The sequence below is a fragment of the Corynebacterium hylobatis genome (assembly GCF_003955685.1).
In the GTDB taxonomy this organism is placed as follows: Bacteria; Actinomycetota; Actinomycetes; order Mycobacteriales; family Mycobacteriaceae; genus Corynebacterium; species Corynebacterium hylobatis.
In genome coordinates, this window is the sequence record NZ_RXHJ01000008.1 from 136,468 (window position 1) to 153,607 (window position 17,140).

Annotated in this window: 17 protein-coding genes and 2 tRNA genes; 4 read left to right on the top strand and 15 right to left on the bottom strand. The window is 65.3% G+C overall.

The features are described from left to right. Nucleotides 1–51: 51 nt before the first annotated feature. A complete protein-coding gene (gene ctaD / locus EAH68_RS08590) occupies nt 52–1,794 on the bottom strand; it encodes an aa3-type cytochrome oxidase subunit I (protein WP_126120911.1) in 1,743 nt (580 codons plus the stop codon). Between the two features lie 505 nt (nt 1,795–2,299). On the opposite strand from ctaD, the gene EAH68_RS08595 reads away from it, so the two are divergent. Next, on the top strand, nt 2,300–3,019 hold the full coding sequence (locus EAH68_RS08595) for a FadR/GntR family transcriptional regulator (RefSeq protein WP_126120912.1): 720 nt from the start codon (nt 2,300–2,302) through the stop codon (nt 3,017–3,019). Between the two features lie 93 nt (nt 3,020–3,112). Here the strand turns inward: EAH68_RS08595 and nrdE are convergent, their stop codons facing one another. From nrdE to ykgO, 4 genes are all read right to left on the bottom strand, one after another. Beyond that, on the bottom strand, nt 3,113–5,296 hold the full coding sequence (gene nrdE / locus EAH68_RS08600) for a class 1b ribonucleoside-diphosphate reductase subunit alpha (protein ID WP_126120913.1): 2,184 nt from the start codon (nt 5,294–5,296) through the stop codon (nt 3,113–3,115). 44 nt (nt 5,297–5,340) lie between these two features. Next, nucleotides 5,341–5,787: a class Ib ribonucleoside-diphosphate reductase assembly flavoprotein NrdI gene (gene nrdI, locus EAH68_RS08605; RefSeq protein ID WP_126120938.1), complete on the bottom strand. Its 447-nt coding sequence runs from the start codon at nt 5,785–5,787 to the stop codon at nt 5,341–5,343. Nucleotides 5,788–5,911: 124 nt separating this feature from the next. Next, nucleotides 5,912–6,145 carry a glutaredoxin-like protein NrdH gene (gene nrdH, locus EAH68_RS08610; RefSeq protein WP_126120914.1) on the bottom strand — a complete coding sequence of 78 codons (234 nt, stop codon included), beginning with the start codon at nt 6,143–6,145 and terminating at the stop codon, nt 5,912–5,914. A 422-nt stretch (nt 6,146–6,567) separates the two neighbouring features. Continuing rightward, nucleotides 6,568–6,690: a type B 50S ribosomal protein L36 gene (gene ykgO / locus EAH68_RS08615; protein WP_018341343.1), complete on the bottom strand. Its 123-nt coding sequence runs from the start codon at nt 6,688–6,690 to the stop codon at nt 6,568–6,570. 139 nt (nt 6,691–6,829) lie between these two features. Between ykgO and nadE the strand changes: the two genes are divergently transcribed. Next, the gene (nadE, locus tag EAH68_RS08620) at nt 6,830–7,645 is read left to right on the top strand and encodes an NAD(+) synthase (RefSeq protein ID WP_241228374.1); all 816 of its coding nucleotides are present in this window, start codon (nt 6,830–6,832) and stop codon (nt 7,643–7,645) included. Between the two features lie 4 nt (nt 7,646–7,649). Here nadE and EAH68_RS08625 read toward each other — a convergent pair whose 3' ends face one another. The 7 genes from EAH68_RS08625 to pgm all read right to left on the bottom strand — a co-directional run bounded on the left by EAH68_RS08625 (nt 7,650) and on the right by pgm (nt 12,292). Continuing rightward, on the bottom strand, nt 7,650–8,414 hold the full coding sequence (locus EAH68_RS08625; RefSeq protein WP_126120916.1) for a fructosamine kinase family protein: 765 nt from the start codon (nt 8,412–8,414) through the stop codon (nt 7,650–7,652). A 1-nt stretch (nt 8,415) separates the two neighbouring features. Beyond that, on the bottom strand, nt 8,416–8,835 hold the full coding sequence (locus EAH68_RS08630) for a pyridoxamine 5'-phosphate oxidase family protein (protein WP_126120917.1): 420 nt from the start codon (nt 8,833–8,835) through the stop codon (nt 8,416–8,418). Between the two features lie 135 nt (nt 8,836–8,970). Next, nucleotides 8,971–9,043, bottom strand: a tRNA-Ala gene (locus tag EAH68_RS08635). A gap of 23 nt (nt 9,044–9,066) precedes the next feature. Further along, nucleotides 9,067–9,139, bottom strand: a tRNA-Ala gene (locus EAH68_RS08640). A gap of 111 nt (nt 9,140–9,250) precedes the next feature. Further along, nucleotides 9,251–9,985 (bottom strand): DsbA family protein, encoded by a 735-nt coding sequence (locus EAH68_RS08645; RefSeq protein WP_126120918.1) that lies wholly within the window; start codon nt 9,983–9,985, stop codon nt 9,251–9,253. Between the two features lie 40 nt (nt 9,986–10,025). Then, nucleotides 10,026–10,553, bottom strand: a complete 528-nt coding sequence (locus EAH68_RS08650; protein WP_277600468.1) for a MauE/DoxX family redox-associated membrane protein — start codon at nt 10,551–10,553, stop codon at nt 10,026–10,028. A 74-nt stretch (nt 10,554–10,627) separates the two neighbouring features. Beyond that, the gene (pgm, locus tag EAH68_RS08655; protein WP_126120919.1) at nt 10,628–12,292 is read right to left on the bottom strand and encodes a phosphoglucomutase (alpha-D-glucose-1,6-bisphosphate-dependent); all 1,665 of its coding nucleotides are present in this window, start codon (nt 12,290–12,292) and stop codon (nt 10,628–10,630) included. A 130-nt stretch (nt 12,293–12,422) separates the two neighbouring features. Here pgm and EAH68_RS08660 point away from each other — a divergent pair, with 130 nt between their 5' ends. Beyond that, nucleotides 12,423–12,719, top strand: coding sequence for a fluoride efflux transporter family protein (locus tag EAH68_RS08660; RefSeq protein ID WP_126120920.1), 297 nt, complete (start codon nt 12,423–12,425; stop codon nt 12,717–12,719). Further along, entirely contained in the window at nt 12,689–13,051 is a 363-nt protein-coding gene (locus EAH68_RS08665) for a fluoride efflux transporter FluC (RefSeq protein WP_241228376.1), read from the top strand. The genes EAH68_RS08660 and EAH68_RS08665 overlap by 31 nt, the downstream gene beginning before the upstream one ends. On the opposite strand, the gene EAH68_RS08670 is transcribed toward EAH68_RS08665, so the two are convergent. From EAH68_RS08670 to EAH68_RS08680, 3 genes are all read right to left on the bottom strand, one after another. Further along, on the bottom strand, nt 13,048–15,594 hold the full coding sequence (locus EAH68_RS08670; RefSeq protein ID WP_241228377.1) for an ABC transporter permease: 2,547 nt from the start codon (nt 15,592–15,594) through the stop codon (nt 13,048–13,050). The two genes, EAH68_RS08665 and EAH68_RS08670, sit on opposite strands and share 4 nt — an antisense overlap. A gap of 30 nt (nt 15,595–15,624) precedes the next feature. Continuing rightward, nucleotides 15,625–16,416 carry an ABC transporter ATP-binding protein gene (locus EAH68_RS08675; RefSeq protein ID WP_126120922.1) on the bottom strand — a complete coding sequence of 264 codons (792 nt, stop codon included), beginning with the start codon at nt 16,414–16,416 and terminating at the stop codon, nt 15,625–15,627. A 172-nt stretch (nt 16,417–16,588) separates the two neighbouring features. Further along, a partial coding sequence (locus tag EAH68_RS08680; protein ID WP_126120923.1) for a glycerophosphodiester phosphodiesterase occupies nt 16,589–17,140 on the bottom strand: 552 nt, incomplete at its 5' end.

Consider the following 17,140-nt stretch of genomic DNA (forward strand, 5'->3'; position numbering starts at 1 on the left):
GAATTCTACCGGGGGTTGGAGAGTCAGTCGGAGGAGACTACGTCCAGACCTTTAACGGACTTCGGCCGGGGACGGGGACTGGGTGATCTCCGCGCGCTCGTCGGTGGAGGTGACATGGGCCTCATGGCGCATGCGCTCAACCATGTGCGGGTAGTGCAGCTCGAACGCGGGGCGCTCGGAGCGGATACGCGGCAGGGAGACGAAGTTGTGGCGCGGCGGCGGGCAGGAGGTGGCCCACTCGAGGGAGTTGCCGTAGCCCCACGGGTCATCGACGGTGACGATCTCACCGTAACGCCAGGACTTGAACACGTTCCAGACGAACGGGATGACGGAGGCGCCGAGCAGGAAGGAGAAGATCGTGGAGATCTGGTTGAACAGCGTGAAGCCGTCGGAGTCCAGGTAGTCGGCGTAGCGGCGCGGCATGCCCATGTTGCCCAGCCAGTGCTGGATGAGGAAGGTGCCGTGGAAGCCGATGTAGGTCAGCCAGAAGTGGATCTTGCCCAGACGCTCGTCCAGCATGCGGCCGGTCATCTTCGGGAACCAGAAGTACACGCCGGCGAAGGATGCGAACACCACGGTGCCGAACAGGGTGTAGTGGAAGTGGGCGATCAGGAAGTAACCGTCAGCCAGGTGGAAGTCCAGCGGCGGGGAGGCCAGCATGATGCCGGTCAGACCACCGAAGAGGAAGGTCGACATGAAGCCGACCGCGAAGATCATCGGGGTTTCCCAGGTGATGTGGCCCTTCCACATGGTGCCGACCCAGTTGAAGAACTTGACGCCGGTCGGGACCGAGATCAGGAAGGTCATGAAGGAGAAGAAGGGCAGCAGGACTGCACCGGTGACGAACATGTGGTGTGCCCACACGGCCATGGACAGGGCGCCGATGGCCAGGGTCGCGAAGACCAGGCCGATGTAGCCGAACATCGGCTTACGGGAGAAGACCGGGATGACCTCGGAGATGACACCGAAGAACGGCAGGGCGAGGACGTAGACCTCGGGGTGGCCGAAGAACCAGAACAGGTGCTGCCAGAGGATGGCGCCACCGTTGGCGGTGTCGTAGATGTGTGCGCCGAGCTTGCGGTCGTACAGGACGCCGAGGGCTGCGGCGAGCAGCAGCGGGAAGATCATCAGGGCGATGACGGAGGTGACGAAGATGTTCCAGGTGAAGATCGGCATGCGGAACATGGTCATGCCCGGGGCACGCATCGTCAGGATGGTGGTGAGCATGTTGATGGCGGAGACGACGGTACCGATACCGGCGGCACCGACACCGACAATCCACAGGTCAGCGCCGACACCCGGGGTGTGGGTGGCGTCGGACAGCGGGGAGTACATGGTCCAGCCGAAGTCGGCGGCACCACCCGGGGTGAGGAAGCCCGCCAGCATGGCGACACCACCGACGGTGGTGATCCAGAAGCCGAAGGCGTTCAGACGGGGGAAAGCGACATCCGGGGCGCCGATCTGCAGCGGCAGAGCGTAGTTGGCGAAACCCCAGACGATCGGCGTACCGAACAGCAGCAGCATCACGGTGCCGTGCATGGTGAACAGCTGGTTGAACTGCTCGTTCGACAGGAACTGCAGACCCGGGGTGAAGAGCTCGGCACGGATCAGCAGGGCCATCAGGCCGCCGAGGAAGAAGAAGCCGAAGGACATGATGATGTACATGATGCCCAGCTGCTTGTGGTCGGTGGTGATCAGCATGTCCCAGGCACGGGAACCCTTACGGTCCGTACCTGTCGGCTGAGGACGAGTCGGCTCGACGTAGTCGTCAAGCCTTGGCGCCACTGCGGTCATAGTTCCTCCTGACTACGAAACAGCCCGTAGAAGAACGGACTGCCAAGCTTTTACTGCGCCTCATCTTAAAGGACGCGTAAGAGTATTATCCAGCCCAACGGGACCGGAGACGTACATCAGTGTAGCCCCACCTTCACCGCAAAACACAAGGCTAACGGCAATTCCGGAGCTTTCCCGGACGATTCGCCGGACACCCCCCTGGGTTTGTGACCGCCAACACATCCGCGAACAGGGAGATTCCCACCATTCACCCGGGACGGGAACTCCCCTCCACCCCCGGTCGTTGTCAACCTTTCGATTGAGGGGCGGGTCGGGGCCATGTCACCCACCGCGGTGCGTGCGGCAGACGCTGAAGAACAGCGCGGATGAGTCCTTATATATAAGGTCTCTTTCGGGTGCCACCGCATCAAAACCCTCTGCCACTTGCCACGTTCAGTTTAGAATGACTATTGAACAGTAGTTTTGCGCCCGAAGGGCCCGAAGGACATTAAGGACACTGAGAGCGATGAGCGAGTCACCCCGCACCCCGGCTGCACCCCTGCTGGACAACGTCCTCGACGAACTCGGGAGGGATATCATCGCGGGGGTCCTGCCCGAGGGAAAGACCTTCACCCTCCAGGACCTGTCGAACCGTTTCGACATCTCCCGGACCGTCGCCCGCGAGGCGATGCGCGCCCTGGAGCAGCTGGGTCTGGTCTCCTCCTCCCGCCGTGTCGGCATCACGGTCCGTCCCCGCTCCTCCTGGGCGGCCTTCGATCAGGCGGTCATCGACTGGCGCCTGGCCAGCCCGTCCGAACGGCGTTCCCAGCTGCGTTCCCTCAGCCAGCTGCGTAGCGGTGTGGAGCCGCAGGCCGCCCGGCTCGCAGCCGCCCACGGCACCGACGAACAGCGTGAGGAGCTGGTCACGCTGGCCCGGCGGATGCGGGAGCTGGGTGAGTCCGGGGAGGGTTCCTCCCTGGAGTTCCTGGAGGCCGACGTCCGCTTCCATGCGCTGCTGCTCGAGGCCTCGGGCAACGAGATGTTCGCCGCGCTGGCCCCCTCCATGCTCAGCATGCTCCACGGCCGGACCCGTTACGGACTGCAGCCGGATGAGCCGGCGGCCGTGGCGCTGTCCGCCCATGAACAGCTCGCCCGCGCTATCGCGGAGGGCGATGAGGAGGGGGCGGAGCAGCAGTCGCGGGCCCTGCTGACCGAGGCATCGCAGATCTTCATCAGCGACTTCTGAGCCCGCGTATCGACGCCGCGCAGGCCCCGGAAACGCCCGAAGGCGTGGACCCCACCCCTCGTGGGTCCACGCCTTCGCCGTTTGTCCTGGAGCCTAGAGCATGCAGGAGACGCAGCCCTCGATCTCGGTCCCCTCCAGTGCAACCTGACGGAGACGGATGTAGTACAGCGTCTTGATGCCCTTGCGCCAGGCGTAGATCTGGGCCCGGTTGATGTCACGGGTGGTGGCGGTGTCCTTGAAGAACAGCGTCAGCGACAGGCCCTGGTCGACGTATTTCGTCGCCACCGCGTAGGTGTCGATGATCTTCTCGAAGCCGATCTCGTAGGAGTCCTGGAAGTAGTCCAGGTTGTCGTTGTCCATGTGCGGCGCCGGGTAGTAGACGCGGCCGATCTTGCCTTCCTTGCGGATCTCGATCTTCGAGGCGATCGGATGGATCGAGGAGGTCGAGTTGTTGATGTAGGAGATCGAGCCGGTCGGCGGCACAGCCTGCAGGTTGCGGTTGTACAGGCCGTGCGCCATGACGTCGGACTTGAGCTGCGCCCAGTCCTCGGCGGAGGGGATGTGCGCGGTGGACTTCTCGAAGAGGCCCTTCACCTTATCGGTCTTGGGGGCGAAATCCGCCGGGTTGAAGCCGTCGAAGTAGGTGCCGTCGGCGTACTTGGACTTCTCGAAGCCGGAGAACTTCTCGCCCCGCTCACGCGCCAGCCGGTTGGAGGCCCGCAGCGCCTGGTAGAGGACGGCGGCAAAATAGGCGTTGGTGAAGTCCAGCCCCTCCTCCGAGCCGTAGTAGATGTGCTCACGGCCGAGGTAGCCGTGCAGATTCATCTGGCCGAGGCCGATGGCATGGGAGGCGTTGTTGCCCTCCCGGATCGACGGGACAGAGTCGATGCTGGTGAACTCGGCAACGGAGGTCAGGCCGCGGATGGCGGTCTCGACGGTCTTGCCGAAGTCCGGGGAATCCATCGCCATGGCGATGTTCATGGAGCCGAGGTTGCAGGAGATGTCCTCGCCGATGGTCTCGTAGGAGAGGTCCTCATGATAGGTCGAGGGGGTGTTGACCTGCAGGATCTCCGAGCACAGGTTGGACATGTTGATGCGGCCGTCGATCGGGTTCGCGGCGTTGACCGTGTCCTCGAACATGATGTACGGGTAGCCGGACTCGAACTGGATCTCCGCCAGGGTCTGGAAGAAGTGGCGGGCGTTGATCTTGGTCTTGCGGATCCGCGGATCCTCGACCATCTCCTGGTAGTGCTCGGTGACGGAGATGTCGCCGAAGGGCCTGCCGTAGATGCGCTCGACATCGTACGGGGAGAACAGGTACATGTCCTCGTTGCGCTTGGCCAGGTCGAAGGTGATGTCCGGGATGACCACGCCGAGGGAGAGGGTCTTGATGCGGATCTTCTCGTCGGCGTTCTCCCGTTTGGTGTCCAGGAAGGACATGATGTCCGGGTGGTGGGCGTTGAGGTAGACCGCGCCTGCACCCTGGCGGGCGCCGAGCTGGTTGGCGTAGGAGAAGGAGTCCTCGAGGAGTTTCATCACGGGGATGACGCCGGAGGACTGGTTCTCGATGTGCTTGATGGGCGCGCCGGCCTCACGCAGGTTGCTCAGTAGCAGGGCGACGCCGCCGCCGCGCTTGGACAGCTGCAGGGCGGAGTTGATGGCGCGACCGATGGACTCCATGTTGTCCTCGATGCGCAGCAGGAAGCAGGAGACCAGCTCGCCGCGCTGGGCCTTGCCGGCGTTGAGGAAGGTCGGGGTGGCCGGCTGGAAGCGGCCGGACATGATCTCGTCGACAAGGTTCTCGGCGAGCTCCTCGTTGCCGCTGGCCAGGAACAGCGCGGTCATGGTGACGCGGTCCTCGAAACGCTCGAGGTAGCGGCGACCGTCGAAGGTCTTGAGGGTGTAGGAGGTGTAGTACTTGTAGGCGCCCAGGAACGTGGGGAAGCGGAACTTGAACCTGTAGGCCCGCTGGAACAGCGACTTGATGAACTCAAAATCGTAGGCTTCGAGGACCTCGGGCTCGTAGTACTTGTTCTCGATGAGGTAGTTGAGCTTCTCGTCCAGGTCATGGAAGTAGACGGTGTTCTGGTTGACGTGCTGGAGGAAGAACTGGTTCGCGGCCTCACGGTCCTTGTCGAACTGGATCTTCCCGTTCCCGTCGTAGAGGTTCAGCAGCGCGTTGAGCGCGTGGTAGTCCAGCTGTTCACCCGGGGCGGCGGCCTCAGCGACGGCGGTCCCCTTGTTCGGGGCGGTCTGCTGTGTGGTCTGCGTGGTCAACGTTTTTTCTGGCCTTTCAGTTCGGTGGGCGGGACGTTATTCAGTTATTCACCGTTGGTGGCGGGCACCGGATCGAGCCCGAGCGCCCCGGCGTTGCCGAGGAGCCCCTCCCGAAGAATACGCACATCCTCCGAGTTGCCCATCAACTCGAAGCGGTAGACGTACGGTACGCGGCATTTCTTCGAGATCACCTCTCCGGCGAGACCGTAGTCGGAGCCGAAGTTGGTGTTTCCGCCGGCGACGACCGCGCGGATGAGGCTGCGGTTGTGTTCGTTGTTGAGGAAACGGATCACCTGCACGGGCACCGGGCGGGAGTTCTGCCCGGTCATGCCCGCCCCGCCCCCGTAGGTGGGGCAGACGAGCACGTAGGGCTCGTTGACGATGAGTGGTTCATCCGCCTTGTACAGGGGGATCCGCACATTTGGCAGACCCAGTTTCTGGACGAAGCGGTGGGTGTTGTCTGTGGCGGAGGAGAAGTACACCACGAGCATCTTTGCGTTCACCTCCTTTCGGGACAGTCTTCCGTTGCCGCATTACATGGCAAACGCCGCCCAGCGACTCTGTTGGGCGGCGTGAGGCATGGACTCCCGGCAGGGTTGGTCGGGGTGACGCCGGTCAGGCAACGACGGCGGTGAGGCTGCTGATGCGCTCCGGACGGAAACCGGACCAGTGCTCACCGTTGGCCACGACGACCGGGGCCTGGAGGTAGCCGAGGGCCAGGACGTAGTCCCGGGCCTCGTCGTCGAGGCTGATGTCCACGATCTCGTAGTCCAGTCCGGCGCGGTCGAAGGCCTTCTGGGTGGCCTTGCACTGGACGCAGGCGGGCTTGGTGTAGAGGGTGATGGACATGGGAGTGAACCTCATTCTCTGCCGGAAATTTTTGGGTTACGGGCATCTGGTGCCACGGTCGGCTGCTGTCGCCGACTTAGGAAAAATGGCCCTGGACGTGTTCTTGGCCTGTCCTGTGGCGTTATCAATAGACACTATACTTTGTGGTTAACGCTTGCAAGTGACACTACATATAGTAGTTACATCGATGAAAGTCCAGCAAGACAAGCCTTCCCGGCCCACATGTTGACCCACCGTCCACGCCGCCATCACAGGCGTGAAACAACACCGTTGTCATTTACCCAGCTCGCCCCCGCACCGCCACGGATCCGCCATCAACCCGCCACGGAATCGTTACCCCGGCCGGCCACCCCCACACAGAGAAACCGCCCGCCCCCACGGTCCGCGAGGACGTGGGAACGGGCGGTTCAAAGCTGCGAAGCCTAGCCCTGACGGGCCTTGAAACGCGGCTCCTTCTTGTTGATCACGAAGACCTTGCCGTGACGACGGACAACCTGGGCGCCCGGCTTGTTCTTCAGCGACCGAAGCGACTTGCGAACCTTCATCGGGCGCTCCTTTCTGTATGCGCACCCCAAATAATTGCGATGCGACTTGTTTCAACACGGCTGATTATCCAGCCATGACACGAGTGACCATGTTACCGCACCCACCACTCAACCTCCAAAACCGCCTACGATGGCGGTCATGCAGCAAGAGATCATCGACGCCGTCCACGCCCGGCCGCACATCAACACCGCCGGGGAAATCACCACCCGGGTCGACTTCCTCGCCGACTACCTGCGCAGAACCGGCATGAAGGGATTCGTCCTGGGCATCTCCGGTGGGCAGGACTCCACCCTGGCCGGCCGGCTTGCACAGCTCGCCGTGGAGAAGATCCGCGCCGAGGGGCGCCAGGCAGAGTTCTGGGCCGTCCGCCTCCCCCACGGGGTGCAGGCCGACGAGGATGACGCCCAGATGGCCCTCGACTTCATCAACCCCGACCACCGCGTGACCGTCAACATCGCCGACGCCACCACCGCGATCGCCGATGCTGTTACCGATGCCCTCGGCCAAGCCGATCTCGGCGACTTCAACAAGGGCAACATCAAGGCCCGCCAGCGGATGATCGCCCAGTACGCGATCGCCGGGGAGAAATCCCTCCTCGTCCTGGGTACCGACCACGCCGCGGAGCAGGTCACCGGCTTCTTCACAAAACACGGCGACGGCGCGGCCGACCTCATGCCACTGTCCGGCCTGAACAAGCGTCAGGGCGCCCGACTTCTGCAGCACCTGGGTGCACCCGCCGCCACCTGGGAGAAGGTACCCACCGCCGACCTGGAGGAGGACCGTCCGGCGCTGCCCGACGAGGTCGCCCTCGGCGTCACATACCCCCATATCGACGACTACCTCGAGGGCCGGGAGATCCCGGAAAAGGCCGCGGAACGCATCGAACACCTGTGGCGCATCGGCGCCCACAAGCGACACCTGGCACCGGGCCCCCAAGACACGTGGTGGCGCTGACCGCTCACCCCTCCCGCAGCAGCCGGACCGTGGCCTCCGCCGCCGCCACGAGGGGGCGGGCGTAGCCAGGGCCGTGGGTCCAGGCGTGCACGGCCAGGGGGTGGAGCTGGTGCAGCGGGACCCGCTCCCGCCAACCGGGCCGCAGGAAGGATACCTCCCCGTAACCGGCGATGATGTCCTCCAGGTGGGGTGCACCGAACAGCGCCAGCATGGCCAGGTCGGTCTCCGGATGACCACCGTGGGCCGCCGGATCGATGAAGACGGGGCCCTCGGGGCCGAAGAGCAGGTTGCCGGCCCACAGATCACCGTGGATGCGGGCGGGCTCTCCTTCCCATTCCCGGGCGGCGATCAGGTCCGCAGCCTGCTCCACCAACCCCAGCCCTGCCGCATCGAGGTGGCCGACGTCGTGGGCACGGCGGGCGAAGGGACGCACGCGCTGCTCCGCGTAGAAGCTCCCCCACTGCGCCGTCGGAGTGCATTCCTGTTCCCGGGTGCCGATGTAGTTGGGCCCCTCCCAGCCCGGAGGTGGGGCACCGAAGGCCGGTGCCCCGGCGAGGTGGATCCGCGCGAGTTCCCGGCCCGCCTGGCGTGCCGCCCCGCGGTTGGGCGCCGACTCCCGGATGCGGACGGTGCTCAGGGTGTTGGCCACCGGATCCACGGCGACCACCTCGACGACGGCTGGGGAAGCCTCCCGCAGCCAGCACAGCCCCGCGGCCTCCGCCTCAGCGGATCGGGGCTCACGGGGCTGTTTGGTGAACACGGGCGCCATGTCAGTAGCGCTCCGGCTCCTCACCGATCTCGAATTCGCGGCCGGTGATCTCCCGGGCGTTGACGCGCACCCAGTTGTACTTCAGGGTGGGTGCCCAGGGGCGGAGGTTCAGGGTCTCGGCGTGCGCGATGTCGTCGTGCTTCTCCAGCAGCTCGGCGGTGCCGCGGACGACCACGGACCAGGCGGTCTGCCCGTCACGACCGTCCGCCTCGAAGAGGACCTCATTGCCCAGGTTGACGGTGAACAGCTTGGTGCCCTCGGCGGTACGGAAGTAGACGGCCTCGCTGTCCACGACGAAGTTCACGGGGAAGATCTCCAGGGCATCCTTGCGCTGCAGCACGATGCGGCCGGGCTGGACATCCGCCAGGCGGGCAAGGGACTGCTCTACGCTCAGCTTGCGGAAGATGTCTTCGTTGAACATGTGGAAATGCTCCTCACACGGTAGGGCGCGGCACGCGCGGGGTCTGTACCTCCCAGGATACGTGTCCCCTCCCCTGCTGGAGCCCGGATACATGAGAGGCCGGTCACCATGGATGGTGACCGGCCTCTACTTCGGTGGAGCTAAGGGGATTCGAACCCCTGACCCCCACACTGCCAGTGTGGTGCGCTACCAGCTGCGCCATAGCCCCTTGCGGTGTATTCAATTTTCAAGTGGAGCTAAGGGGATTCGAACCCCTGACCCCCACACTGCCAGTGTGGTGCGCTACCAGCTGCGCCATAGCCCCTTGGAACTCCTGTTAATGTACACGTCCGCATGCTACGGCACCAAATCGCCAGGTGGATGCTTGACGACGCCCGCGTGGGGCGGGCGTCATCAAGCGGGGCTCAGGCGGGGTTTAAGCGCCCAGGACAGCATCCAGCCACTGGTTGATGTCCTCGACCTCGACGTCCTTGCCATCCTGGACCACACGCGGCGAGGACACCGAACCGGTCTCGGCCTCGAGCTTGTCGGCGTTGGCGGCGGCCAGGGTGTTGGCGTCACTGATGAACTCACCGCTGCGGATCGTCTCGACGACGCCGTCGGAGGCGCCGAGCGCCTGTGCGGCGTCGGCGAAGTCGTCGTTGCTCCACTTGTTGTAGATGTCCTCCTGGTCCTCCATGAGGACGGTGCGGAAGTTCCAGAACACGTCGGTCTCCCCAGCCTCGGCGACCGCGAGGGCGGCAGCGGCCGCGCGGGTGGAGTGTCCGTCGATGTTGCCGCGGTCCAGGAAGTTGAGGGTGCGGATGTTGACAATCAGTTCGCCGGCCTCCACCGCCTCCTGCATCTGCTCATCGGTGTTCTGCGCCAGGGTGGAGCAGTAGGGGCAGGAGTAGTCCTCGTAGAGGTCCACCTCAGGGGCATCGGCCGCCGGGCTGGCGGCTGCGATGGTCACCGCGCTGTCGCTGAAATCGGATTCGAAGGCAACGTCGATGTTTGCGCGGTCGGCGAGGTGCTCGGTCTTCTTACCCTGTCCGGACATGACGATGTAGCCGATGACCACGGCCGCCACGACGACGACGGCGACGATGGCCCAGATGAATGCGCTACCGCCCTTGGCGTTCGGGTCGGTGACCCGGGTGGACTTGCTCACTGTGTTGTTCTCACCTTCGGAAATCTGATGGTCTTGCGGTCTAGGGGTAGAGGGCGAACCTCTTGAACGGACGATAGATGGTCCACACGGTCAATGCGAGGTAGAAGACATCGCGGAGGATGGTGATGAAATAGTCCATCGCCACGGCGTCGTAGTTCGGCTCGATATTGAAGCAACCGCAGTCGATGGCCAGCCCCCGGGCCCAGGCCTGCGCGATGCCGATGATGAACAGCACCAGTACGCCCGTGGCCACCTTGCTGGACTGCCGGAGGAAGATCCCCAGCAGCAGGAAGAGCCCGCCGGCGATCTCCAGCGGCCCGATGAGCCGGGCCAGCAGATCCGACCACTGAGGGGTGAAGATCTCGTAGGCCATGATGGCCTGCGTCATGTTCATATGGTCGTTGAGCTTGGCCCAGCCGGCGGTCAGCCAGGTGTAGGCCATGAAGAATCGGGCGAAGAGGCTGATGCCGTCGAGGATCCGTCGTCCGTTCGTGCTCGACCAGAAAGAACCCGCAGCCACCGGCTCCGGGTTCGTCGAGGGGGTCATTGCCTGCTCTGTGGTGGACACGTCTTCACACCTTAGTCGACCACGGGGCCGGTCCGGCACATGAATTATCCCTGACCGGCCCGAATCACAGGAGATTAACCCCCGAGTACCTGGCTCACCACAGCCTGGGCCTCCTCCTGCACCAGACGGAGGTGATCCTCCCCACGGAAAGACTCGGCGTAGATCTTGTACTTGTCCTCCGTACCGGAGGGACGCGCCGCGAACCAGGCGTTCTCGGTGGTGACCTTCAGCCCGCCGATGGCCGCGCCGTTGCCCGGTGCCTCGGTCAGCTTGGCGGTGATGGGCTCGCCGGCCAGCTCGGTGGCGGTGACCTGCTCGGGGGAGAGTGCCTTGAGGGCGGCCTTCTGCTCGCGGTTGGCCTCGGCGTCGAGACGCGCATAGGCGGGGGCACCGAACTCGGCGGCCAGTTCCGCGTAGCGCTGCGAGGGGGTCTTGCCGGTCACGGCGATGATCTCGGCGGCGAGGAGGTTGAGGATGAGGCCGTCCTTGTCAGTGGACCAGGTGGTGCCGTCCATGCGCAGGAAGGACGCACCCGCGGACTCCTCACCGCCGAAACCAATCGTCCCGGACATCAGGCCGTCGACGAACCACTTGAAGCCCACCGGGACCTCGACCAGCCTGCGGCCCAGGCGGGACACGACCCGGTCGATCATGGAGGAGCTGACCAGGGTCTTGCCCACTGCGGTGCCCTCGTCCCAGCCGGGCCGGTTGGCGAAGAGGTACTCGATGGCCACAGCAAGATAGTGGTTCGGGTTCATCAGACCGGCGTCCGGGGTGACGATGCCATGGCGGTCGGCGTCGGCGTCATTGCCGGTGGCGACGTCGTACTTGTCGCGGTTCTGGATCAGCGAGGCCATGGCGTGCGGGGAGGAACAGTCCATGCGGATCTTGCCGTCGGTGTCCAGGGTCATGAACCGGAAGGTCGCGTCCACCGTGGGGTTGACCACCGTGAGATCGAGGCCATGGGTCTCCGCGATCGCCGCCCAGTAGTCAACGGAGGCACCACCCATCGGGTCCGCCCCGATGCGCACACCGGCCTCCCGGATGGCGTCGATGTTGACCACGCTGGGCAGGTCGGCGACATAGCGGCCCTTGAAGTCGTAGCGCTCGGCCCGCTCGTCGAGGACCCCCGTGACTGGGACGCGCTTGACGCCCTCCAGTCCGGCGCGCAGCAGCTCATTGGCCCGGTTGGCGATCCAGTCCGTGGCATCCGTGTCTGCGGGGCCGCCGTTGGCAGGGTTGTACTTGAAACCGCCGTCCCGCGGCGGGTTGTGCGAGGGGGTGATCACGATGCCGTCGGCCGGCGGGTACGAGGGCCCGGCGGCACCCCAGCGGATGTCCCTGTTGTGGCTGAGGATCGCATGCGAGACCGCCGGGGTCGGGGTGTAGCGGCCCTCGGCGTCGACAAGCACCTCGACCTCGTTGGCGATGAGCACCTCAAGCGCGGAGACCATCGCCGGCTCAGACAGGGCGTGGGTGTCGCGGCCGATGAAGATCGGACCGTTGTCCATGTTGGTGCCCTGGCTGCGGAAGTCCACGATGGCCTGGGTGGTGGCCCAGATGTGCTGCTCGTTGAAGGAATTGTCGAGCGAGGAGCCGCGGTGACCGGAGGTGCCGAAGACCACCTGCTGGTCCGGGTCCTCGACGTCGATCTCCCGGGTGTAATACGCGGTGACCACCTCAGCGATGTCAATGAGGTCCTCGGGACGTGCCGGCTGGCCTGCGCGTTCGTGTGCCATGTCTGTGGTTCTCCTTGTTCGTGCCTGGGCAGGGGTTACTCCATTGTTGTCGCGTGAACGCACACCCGCAGTGGTCCCGCCTCTGTCCACCCGCCGGTCACCCCCGCGAGGGGGCAGGTACCGTGAACCCATGCTGCTTGTCGACGCCACCGTCGTCGGCGCCGGCGCCCTCCTCGGTGCGCTGGCCCGTTTCGCCGTGGAGGAGCTCCTCGGCGCCGGCCCCCTGCCCCTGCTCGGCATCAACATCCTGGGTTCCTTCCTCATGGGACTCCTGCGCCCCGGTGCTTTCTGGGGCCGTGGTGTGCTGGGCGGTTTCACCAGTTTCTCCACCTTCGCCCACCTCAGCGCCGCCGCGCCGGGCTATCTGGTGGCCACCGTCATGGGTTGTGTCGGGGCGTGGCTGCTCGGGGACCGGTGGGCGCGGTGATCGGGGCCGTGTTGGCCGTCGGTCTCGGCGGTTTCCTCGGCGGCATGCTGCGCGGTCTCCTGGCCCGGTGGCCGGGTGGCCTGCGCGGCACCTTCACCGCCAACCTCCTGGCCACCGTCGTTCTCGGCGCGGTGATCGGGGCCGGGGATCTGGTCTACCTCGCCCTGGGCACCGGCTTCGCAGGTGCGCTGTCCACGTGGTCGACCCTGGCCCGGGAGCTCGGTGAGCTGCTGAAGGAACGGCAGTGGCGGCTGTTGACCGGATACATATCAGCCACGCTCACCGCCGGGTGGGCGGTGGCGTGGCTGACGAGGTGGCTGGTGTCCGCTTAACCGGAGATGGCGTCCAGCGGTGGGGTCTTGGCGGCCCGGCGGGCCGGCCAGACCGCGGCGAGCACGCCCACCACCGCGGAGCCGAGGAGCATCCACAGCAGCATGGGCCAGGGCACCGAGATGGTGTCCAGGCCCTCGCCGCTGAGGACCTCGAGGAAGGCCCAGCCCAGCCCCAGGCCGATGATGATGCCCATGACCGCGCCGAAGACGGCGATCTGGACGGCCTCGAGGGTGATCATGGTGCGGATCTGGCGGCGCTGGGAGCCGACGGCCCGCAGCATGCCGATCTCCTGCCTGCGCTCGATGACCCCCAGCGTGAGGGTGTTCACGATGCCGAGGATCGCGATGATCACCGCGAGCGCCAGTAGCGCGTAGAGGATATTGAGCATCTGGTCGATGGCCTGGCCGGCCTGGCCGGCCATCTCGTCGGTGCTCATCACCTGGACGACGATGAAGCCCTTCACCGCCTCCTCGAGATTGGCACGCAGCTGGTCCCGGTCGACCGAGCCGTCGGCGACGACCCCGACCATGTTCACCTCAAGTGCGCCCGGCGGCAGCAGTCCGTCCACCGATTCCTGGGAGAGGACCATGTTGTTGAGGAGGTTGTTCGGCTCGAAGATGCCGATGACCTCGACCTCACGGACCTCCTCGCTCAGTCCCGGGGCGGTCAGCGGCAGGACGTCACCGACCTCCCAGCCGTTGTCCTCCGCGAAGCCGGCTGCGGCCAACACACCCGGTCCGGAACCCAGGTCGGCGGTACCTTCGCGCATCTCGATCGCGATCATATCGGTAACATTGCCGTCGAGGAGCGTGGTCTGGGCGAAGTCGCCGAACTGGTTGGTGGCGCGGTCGTCGACAAGCACGGGTGCCATGGACATGGTGAGCACCTGGTCCACGCCCTCGACGTCGCGGACGGCGTCTGGGGTGCCGGCAGGCGTCGGGAAGCTGCCCGCCGTCGGACCGGAGAGGATGAAGTCGGCGGAGACATTATTCTCCACCACGTCGGAGATGGATGCCTTCATCGTGTCACCCAGCATGCCGATCGCCGTCACCAGTGCCACACCCAGGGTCAGGGCGAAGGCGGTGGTGGCGGTACGGCGCGGGTTGCGACGGGAGTTCGTCGCCGCGAGCCTGCCGATGGCCCCGAAGGGCGCACCGATGACCCGCCCCAGAGTGGGCACGATCGGCAGGGACATCGCGGGGCCGGCGAAGAAGAAGCCGACGATCACGCCGAAAGCACCGATGCCGACGAGGATCGCGCGTGTCGACGTCGCCGAATCCGCCATGAGGGCACCTGCCAGCGCCGCCGCGACACCGACCACCATCAGCAGCACGCCGAGTATGGTGCGGACCCCCAACGGCTGGTCGGTGGAGGCCTCCGTGGAACGCATCGCCTCCACCGGGCGGACCTCACCAGCCCGACGGGCCGGCAGCCAGGCGGAGATGATGGTGACGAGGGTGCCCAGGATGACGGGGACGACGACTGCGGACGTCGAGAGGCCGAGGCCGGAATCCGGCAGGGACATGCCCTGGGCGGACATGATGCCCTTGATCGCGGCGACCAGTCCCACGCCGGCGAGGACGCCCAACGCGGAACCGAGCACGCCGACGAGGAATGCCTCGAAGACCACCGAACGGGTGATCTGCATCCGGGCCGCACCCAGGGCACGCAGGAGCGCGAACTCCTTGGTGCGCTGCGCGACGATCATGGAGAAGGTGTTCGCGATGAGGAAGGTGCCCACCAGCAGGGCCACCAGGCCGAAAGCCACCAGGAAGTAGTTGACGAAGGACAGTGCCTGGGACAGCACCTCCGACATCTCCTCGGCCAACTTCGCGCCGGTCTCCACCTCGAGGCCCTCCCGGGTGTCCTCCAGGTGCGCCACCAGGTCGGTGTCGGAGGTACCCTCCACCGCGGAGACGATGAGCTGGGAAGTCGCCCCGTCGAGGGTGTAACGCTCCAGGAACGCCTCCTCCGGCATGTAGGCGCTCAGGGACTGCCCCTGGTCGAACTCCATCTCGTACAGGCCCGTCACCGTCATGGTGCGGCGTTCCTCCGGGTCGACGACGAGCAGCTCATCGCCCACCGAGACACCGAAATTCTCCGCACCCTTCTGGTTGAGGACGATGTCATCCACGGCGGCCGGCGCCTCGCCCTCGACGAGCGGGTTGGGCGCCCCGACCACGGTGTCCGGGTTATACCACGGCGCCAGACTGGCGGTGCCGCCACCTGTCTGGATGGGTTCTTCGTCGCCGGTCGCCAGGACCACGGTCTCCGAGGCCGTCACATTGACGTTGGCGACCTTCTCGTCCGCGGCGATCGCCTCACGGATGTCCCGGGAGAGGACGGACGCGCCCTCGGCAGGGGTCACCACGGCGTCGACACCGTCGTAGGTGCTGCTCACCGCTGACTGGAGGGACTGATTCAGCGAATTGGTGAACATGAACGCGCCGGAGATGAATGCGGTACCCAGAACCACCGCCAGCACCGTCAGTGCGAGACGCAGCTTGTGTGCCGCGATGTTCCGCAGGCTGATCTTGCGCATGCTCGTGTTATTAGCCACTGCTCTCCCGGCCTAGCGCTCGACGCCGGTCATGACGGTCACAATCTCATCCATCGTCGGATCGACCAGCTCATTGACCAGCTGTCCATCCGCCAGGAACACCACACGGTCCGCGTAGGAGGCCGCGCGGGCATCGTGGGTGACGATGACCACGGTCTGGTTGTCCTTGTCCACCGCGGTACGCAGGATGCTGAGTACCTCGGCCGCCGAGTTCGAGTCCAGGTTGCCGGTCGGCTCATCACCGAAGATGATCTCCGGGCGCGACACCAGCGCACGCGCGCAGGCCACACGCTGCTGCTGGCCACCCGACAGCTCCGCAGGACGGTGGGTCAGACGCTCCGCCAGTCCCAGTCGGGTGGTGATCTCCTCGAACCACTCCTGGTCCACCTTACGGCCCGCGATGTCGGAGGGCAGCGTGATGTTCTCCGCAGCTGTGAGGGTGGGCACCAGGTTGAAGGACTGGAAGATGAAACCGAGGCGGTCACGGCGCAGCGCCGTCATCTCCTTGTCCCGCAGGGTCGACAGATCGGTGTCACCGATCAGGGCCGAACCCGAGGTCGCAGAGTCCAGGCCGGCCATGCAGTGCATGAGCGTGGACTTGCCGGAGCCGGACGGACCCATGATCGCGGTGAACTGGTTCCGGGCGAAGGACACGTTGATGTGGTCCAGCGCCGTCACCGAGGTCTCACCCTCCCCGTACTGCTTGTACAGGTCGATGGCGCGGGCAGCGGCCTCCAGGGGTGCGGTGGTGTCAGCCGGGGCGCCGTCGGACTCGGCCGGCGGGGTGGACCCATGTTCTGTCATGATGAAAAGTCTTCTCCTGAATATGTCGGTTCCAAACAACCAGGTTAACCGGCGCAGCTCCAGGAAACATCAGGGAGTCCCCTGATCTTCCCGCCCGAGGCTCACCAGCGCAGGGATTCAGCCGAACACAGGCGCTTATCCACGCTCCCCGGATCTCCCACCGTGACGAAGTTCACTCCCGCCGCCACGCCCGCCCCAGATCCGTACTGTCGCGCACGATCCAGCAACCGGTCTGCGCTCCCCTACCTCGCGCCCAGCTGATGACAGTCGGATCCAGGGCGGTCACATCCGGCAGGAAAGCCGCCAGATTAGCCAACAGGATACGATCCAGCACCTGCAGATCGGTCGAGTTCCCCTTCCCCCGCAGCACCCCGAGACGATAGTCGGCGATACGGGCGGCGAGCTCAACGAGAACCAGGTCGTGGAAGCAGATCAGCAGCACCCGCTCCAGCACTCCCGGGTGCTGCTGGAAGAAGCTCTGGAGGGCCACCACCGCCCCCGCAACCTCAGCCAACGTCGGGACCCCCTCCCCGTTGCGCAGCCTGATCCTGCGGACCTGCTCCAGCCGGAGACCTGCAACCGGCTCATCAGCGAAGGGTGATCCCGCTGCGGCCACCCGCGCCGCGGTGGTGTCGTGGAGGACCACAACCTCATTATCGAAGGTCGCGTGGACATCCATCTCCACGGCTTCAGGTAGTTTCAGAATGCCTCCGGAGGTACCACA

What these genes read in the sequence shown, in the direction of transcription:
- ctaD (WP_126120911.1), bottom strand. Translation starts at nt 1,794, where the DNA reads ATGACCGCAGTGGCGCCAAGGCTTGACGACTACGTCGAGCCGACTCGT.
- EAH68_RS08595 (WP_126120912.1), top strand. Translation starts at nt 2,300, where the DNA reads ATGAGCGAGTCACCCCGCACCCCGGCTGCACCCCTGCTGGACAACGTC.
- nrdI (WP_126120938.1), bottom strand. Translation starts at nt 5,787, where the DNA reads ATGCTCGTGGTGTACTTCTCCTCCGCCACAGACAACACCCACCGCTTC.
- nrdH (WP_126120914.1), bottom strand. Translation starts at nt 6,145, where the DNA reads ATGTCCATCACCCTCTACACCAAGCCCGCCTGCGTCCAGTGCAAGGCC.
- ykgO (WP_018341343.1), bottom strand. Translation starts at nt 6,690, where the DNA reads ATGAAGGTTCGCAAGTCGCTTCGGTCGCTGAAGAACAAGCCGGGCGCC.
- nadE (WP_241228374.1), top strand. Translation starts at nt 6,830, where the DNA reads ATGCAGCAAGAGATCATCGACGCCGTCCACGCCCGGCCGCACATCAAC.
- EAH68_RS08625 (WP_126120916.1), bottom strand. Translation starts at nt 8,414, where the DNA reads ATGGCGCCCGTGTTCACCAAACAGCCCCGTGAGCCCCGATCCGCTGAG.
- EAH68_RS08630 (WP_126120917.1), bottom strand. Translation starts at nt 8,835, where the DNA reads ATGTTCAACGAAGACATCTTCCGCAAGCTGAGCGTAGAGCAGTCCCTT.
- pgm (WP_126120919.1), bottom strand. Translation starts at nt 12,292, where the DNA reads ATGGCACACGAACGCGCAGGCCAGCCGGCACGTCCCGAGGACCTCATT.
- EAH68_RS08660 (WP_126120920.1), top strand. Translation starts at nt 12,423, where the DNA reads ATGCTGCTTGTCGACGCCACCGTCGTCGGCGCCGGCGCCCTCCTCGGT.
- EAH68_RS08670 (WP_241228377.1), bottom strand. Translation starts at nt 15,594, where the DNA reads ATGCGCAAGATCAGCCTGCGGAACATCGCGGCACACAAGCTGCGTCTC.
- EAH68_RS08675 (WP_126120922.1), bottom strand. Translation starts at nt 16,416, where the DNA reads ATGACAGAACATGGGTCCACCCCGCCGGCCGAGTCCGACGGCGCCCCG.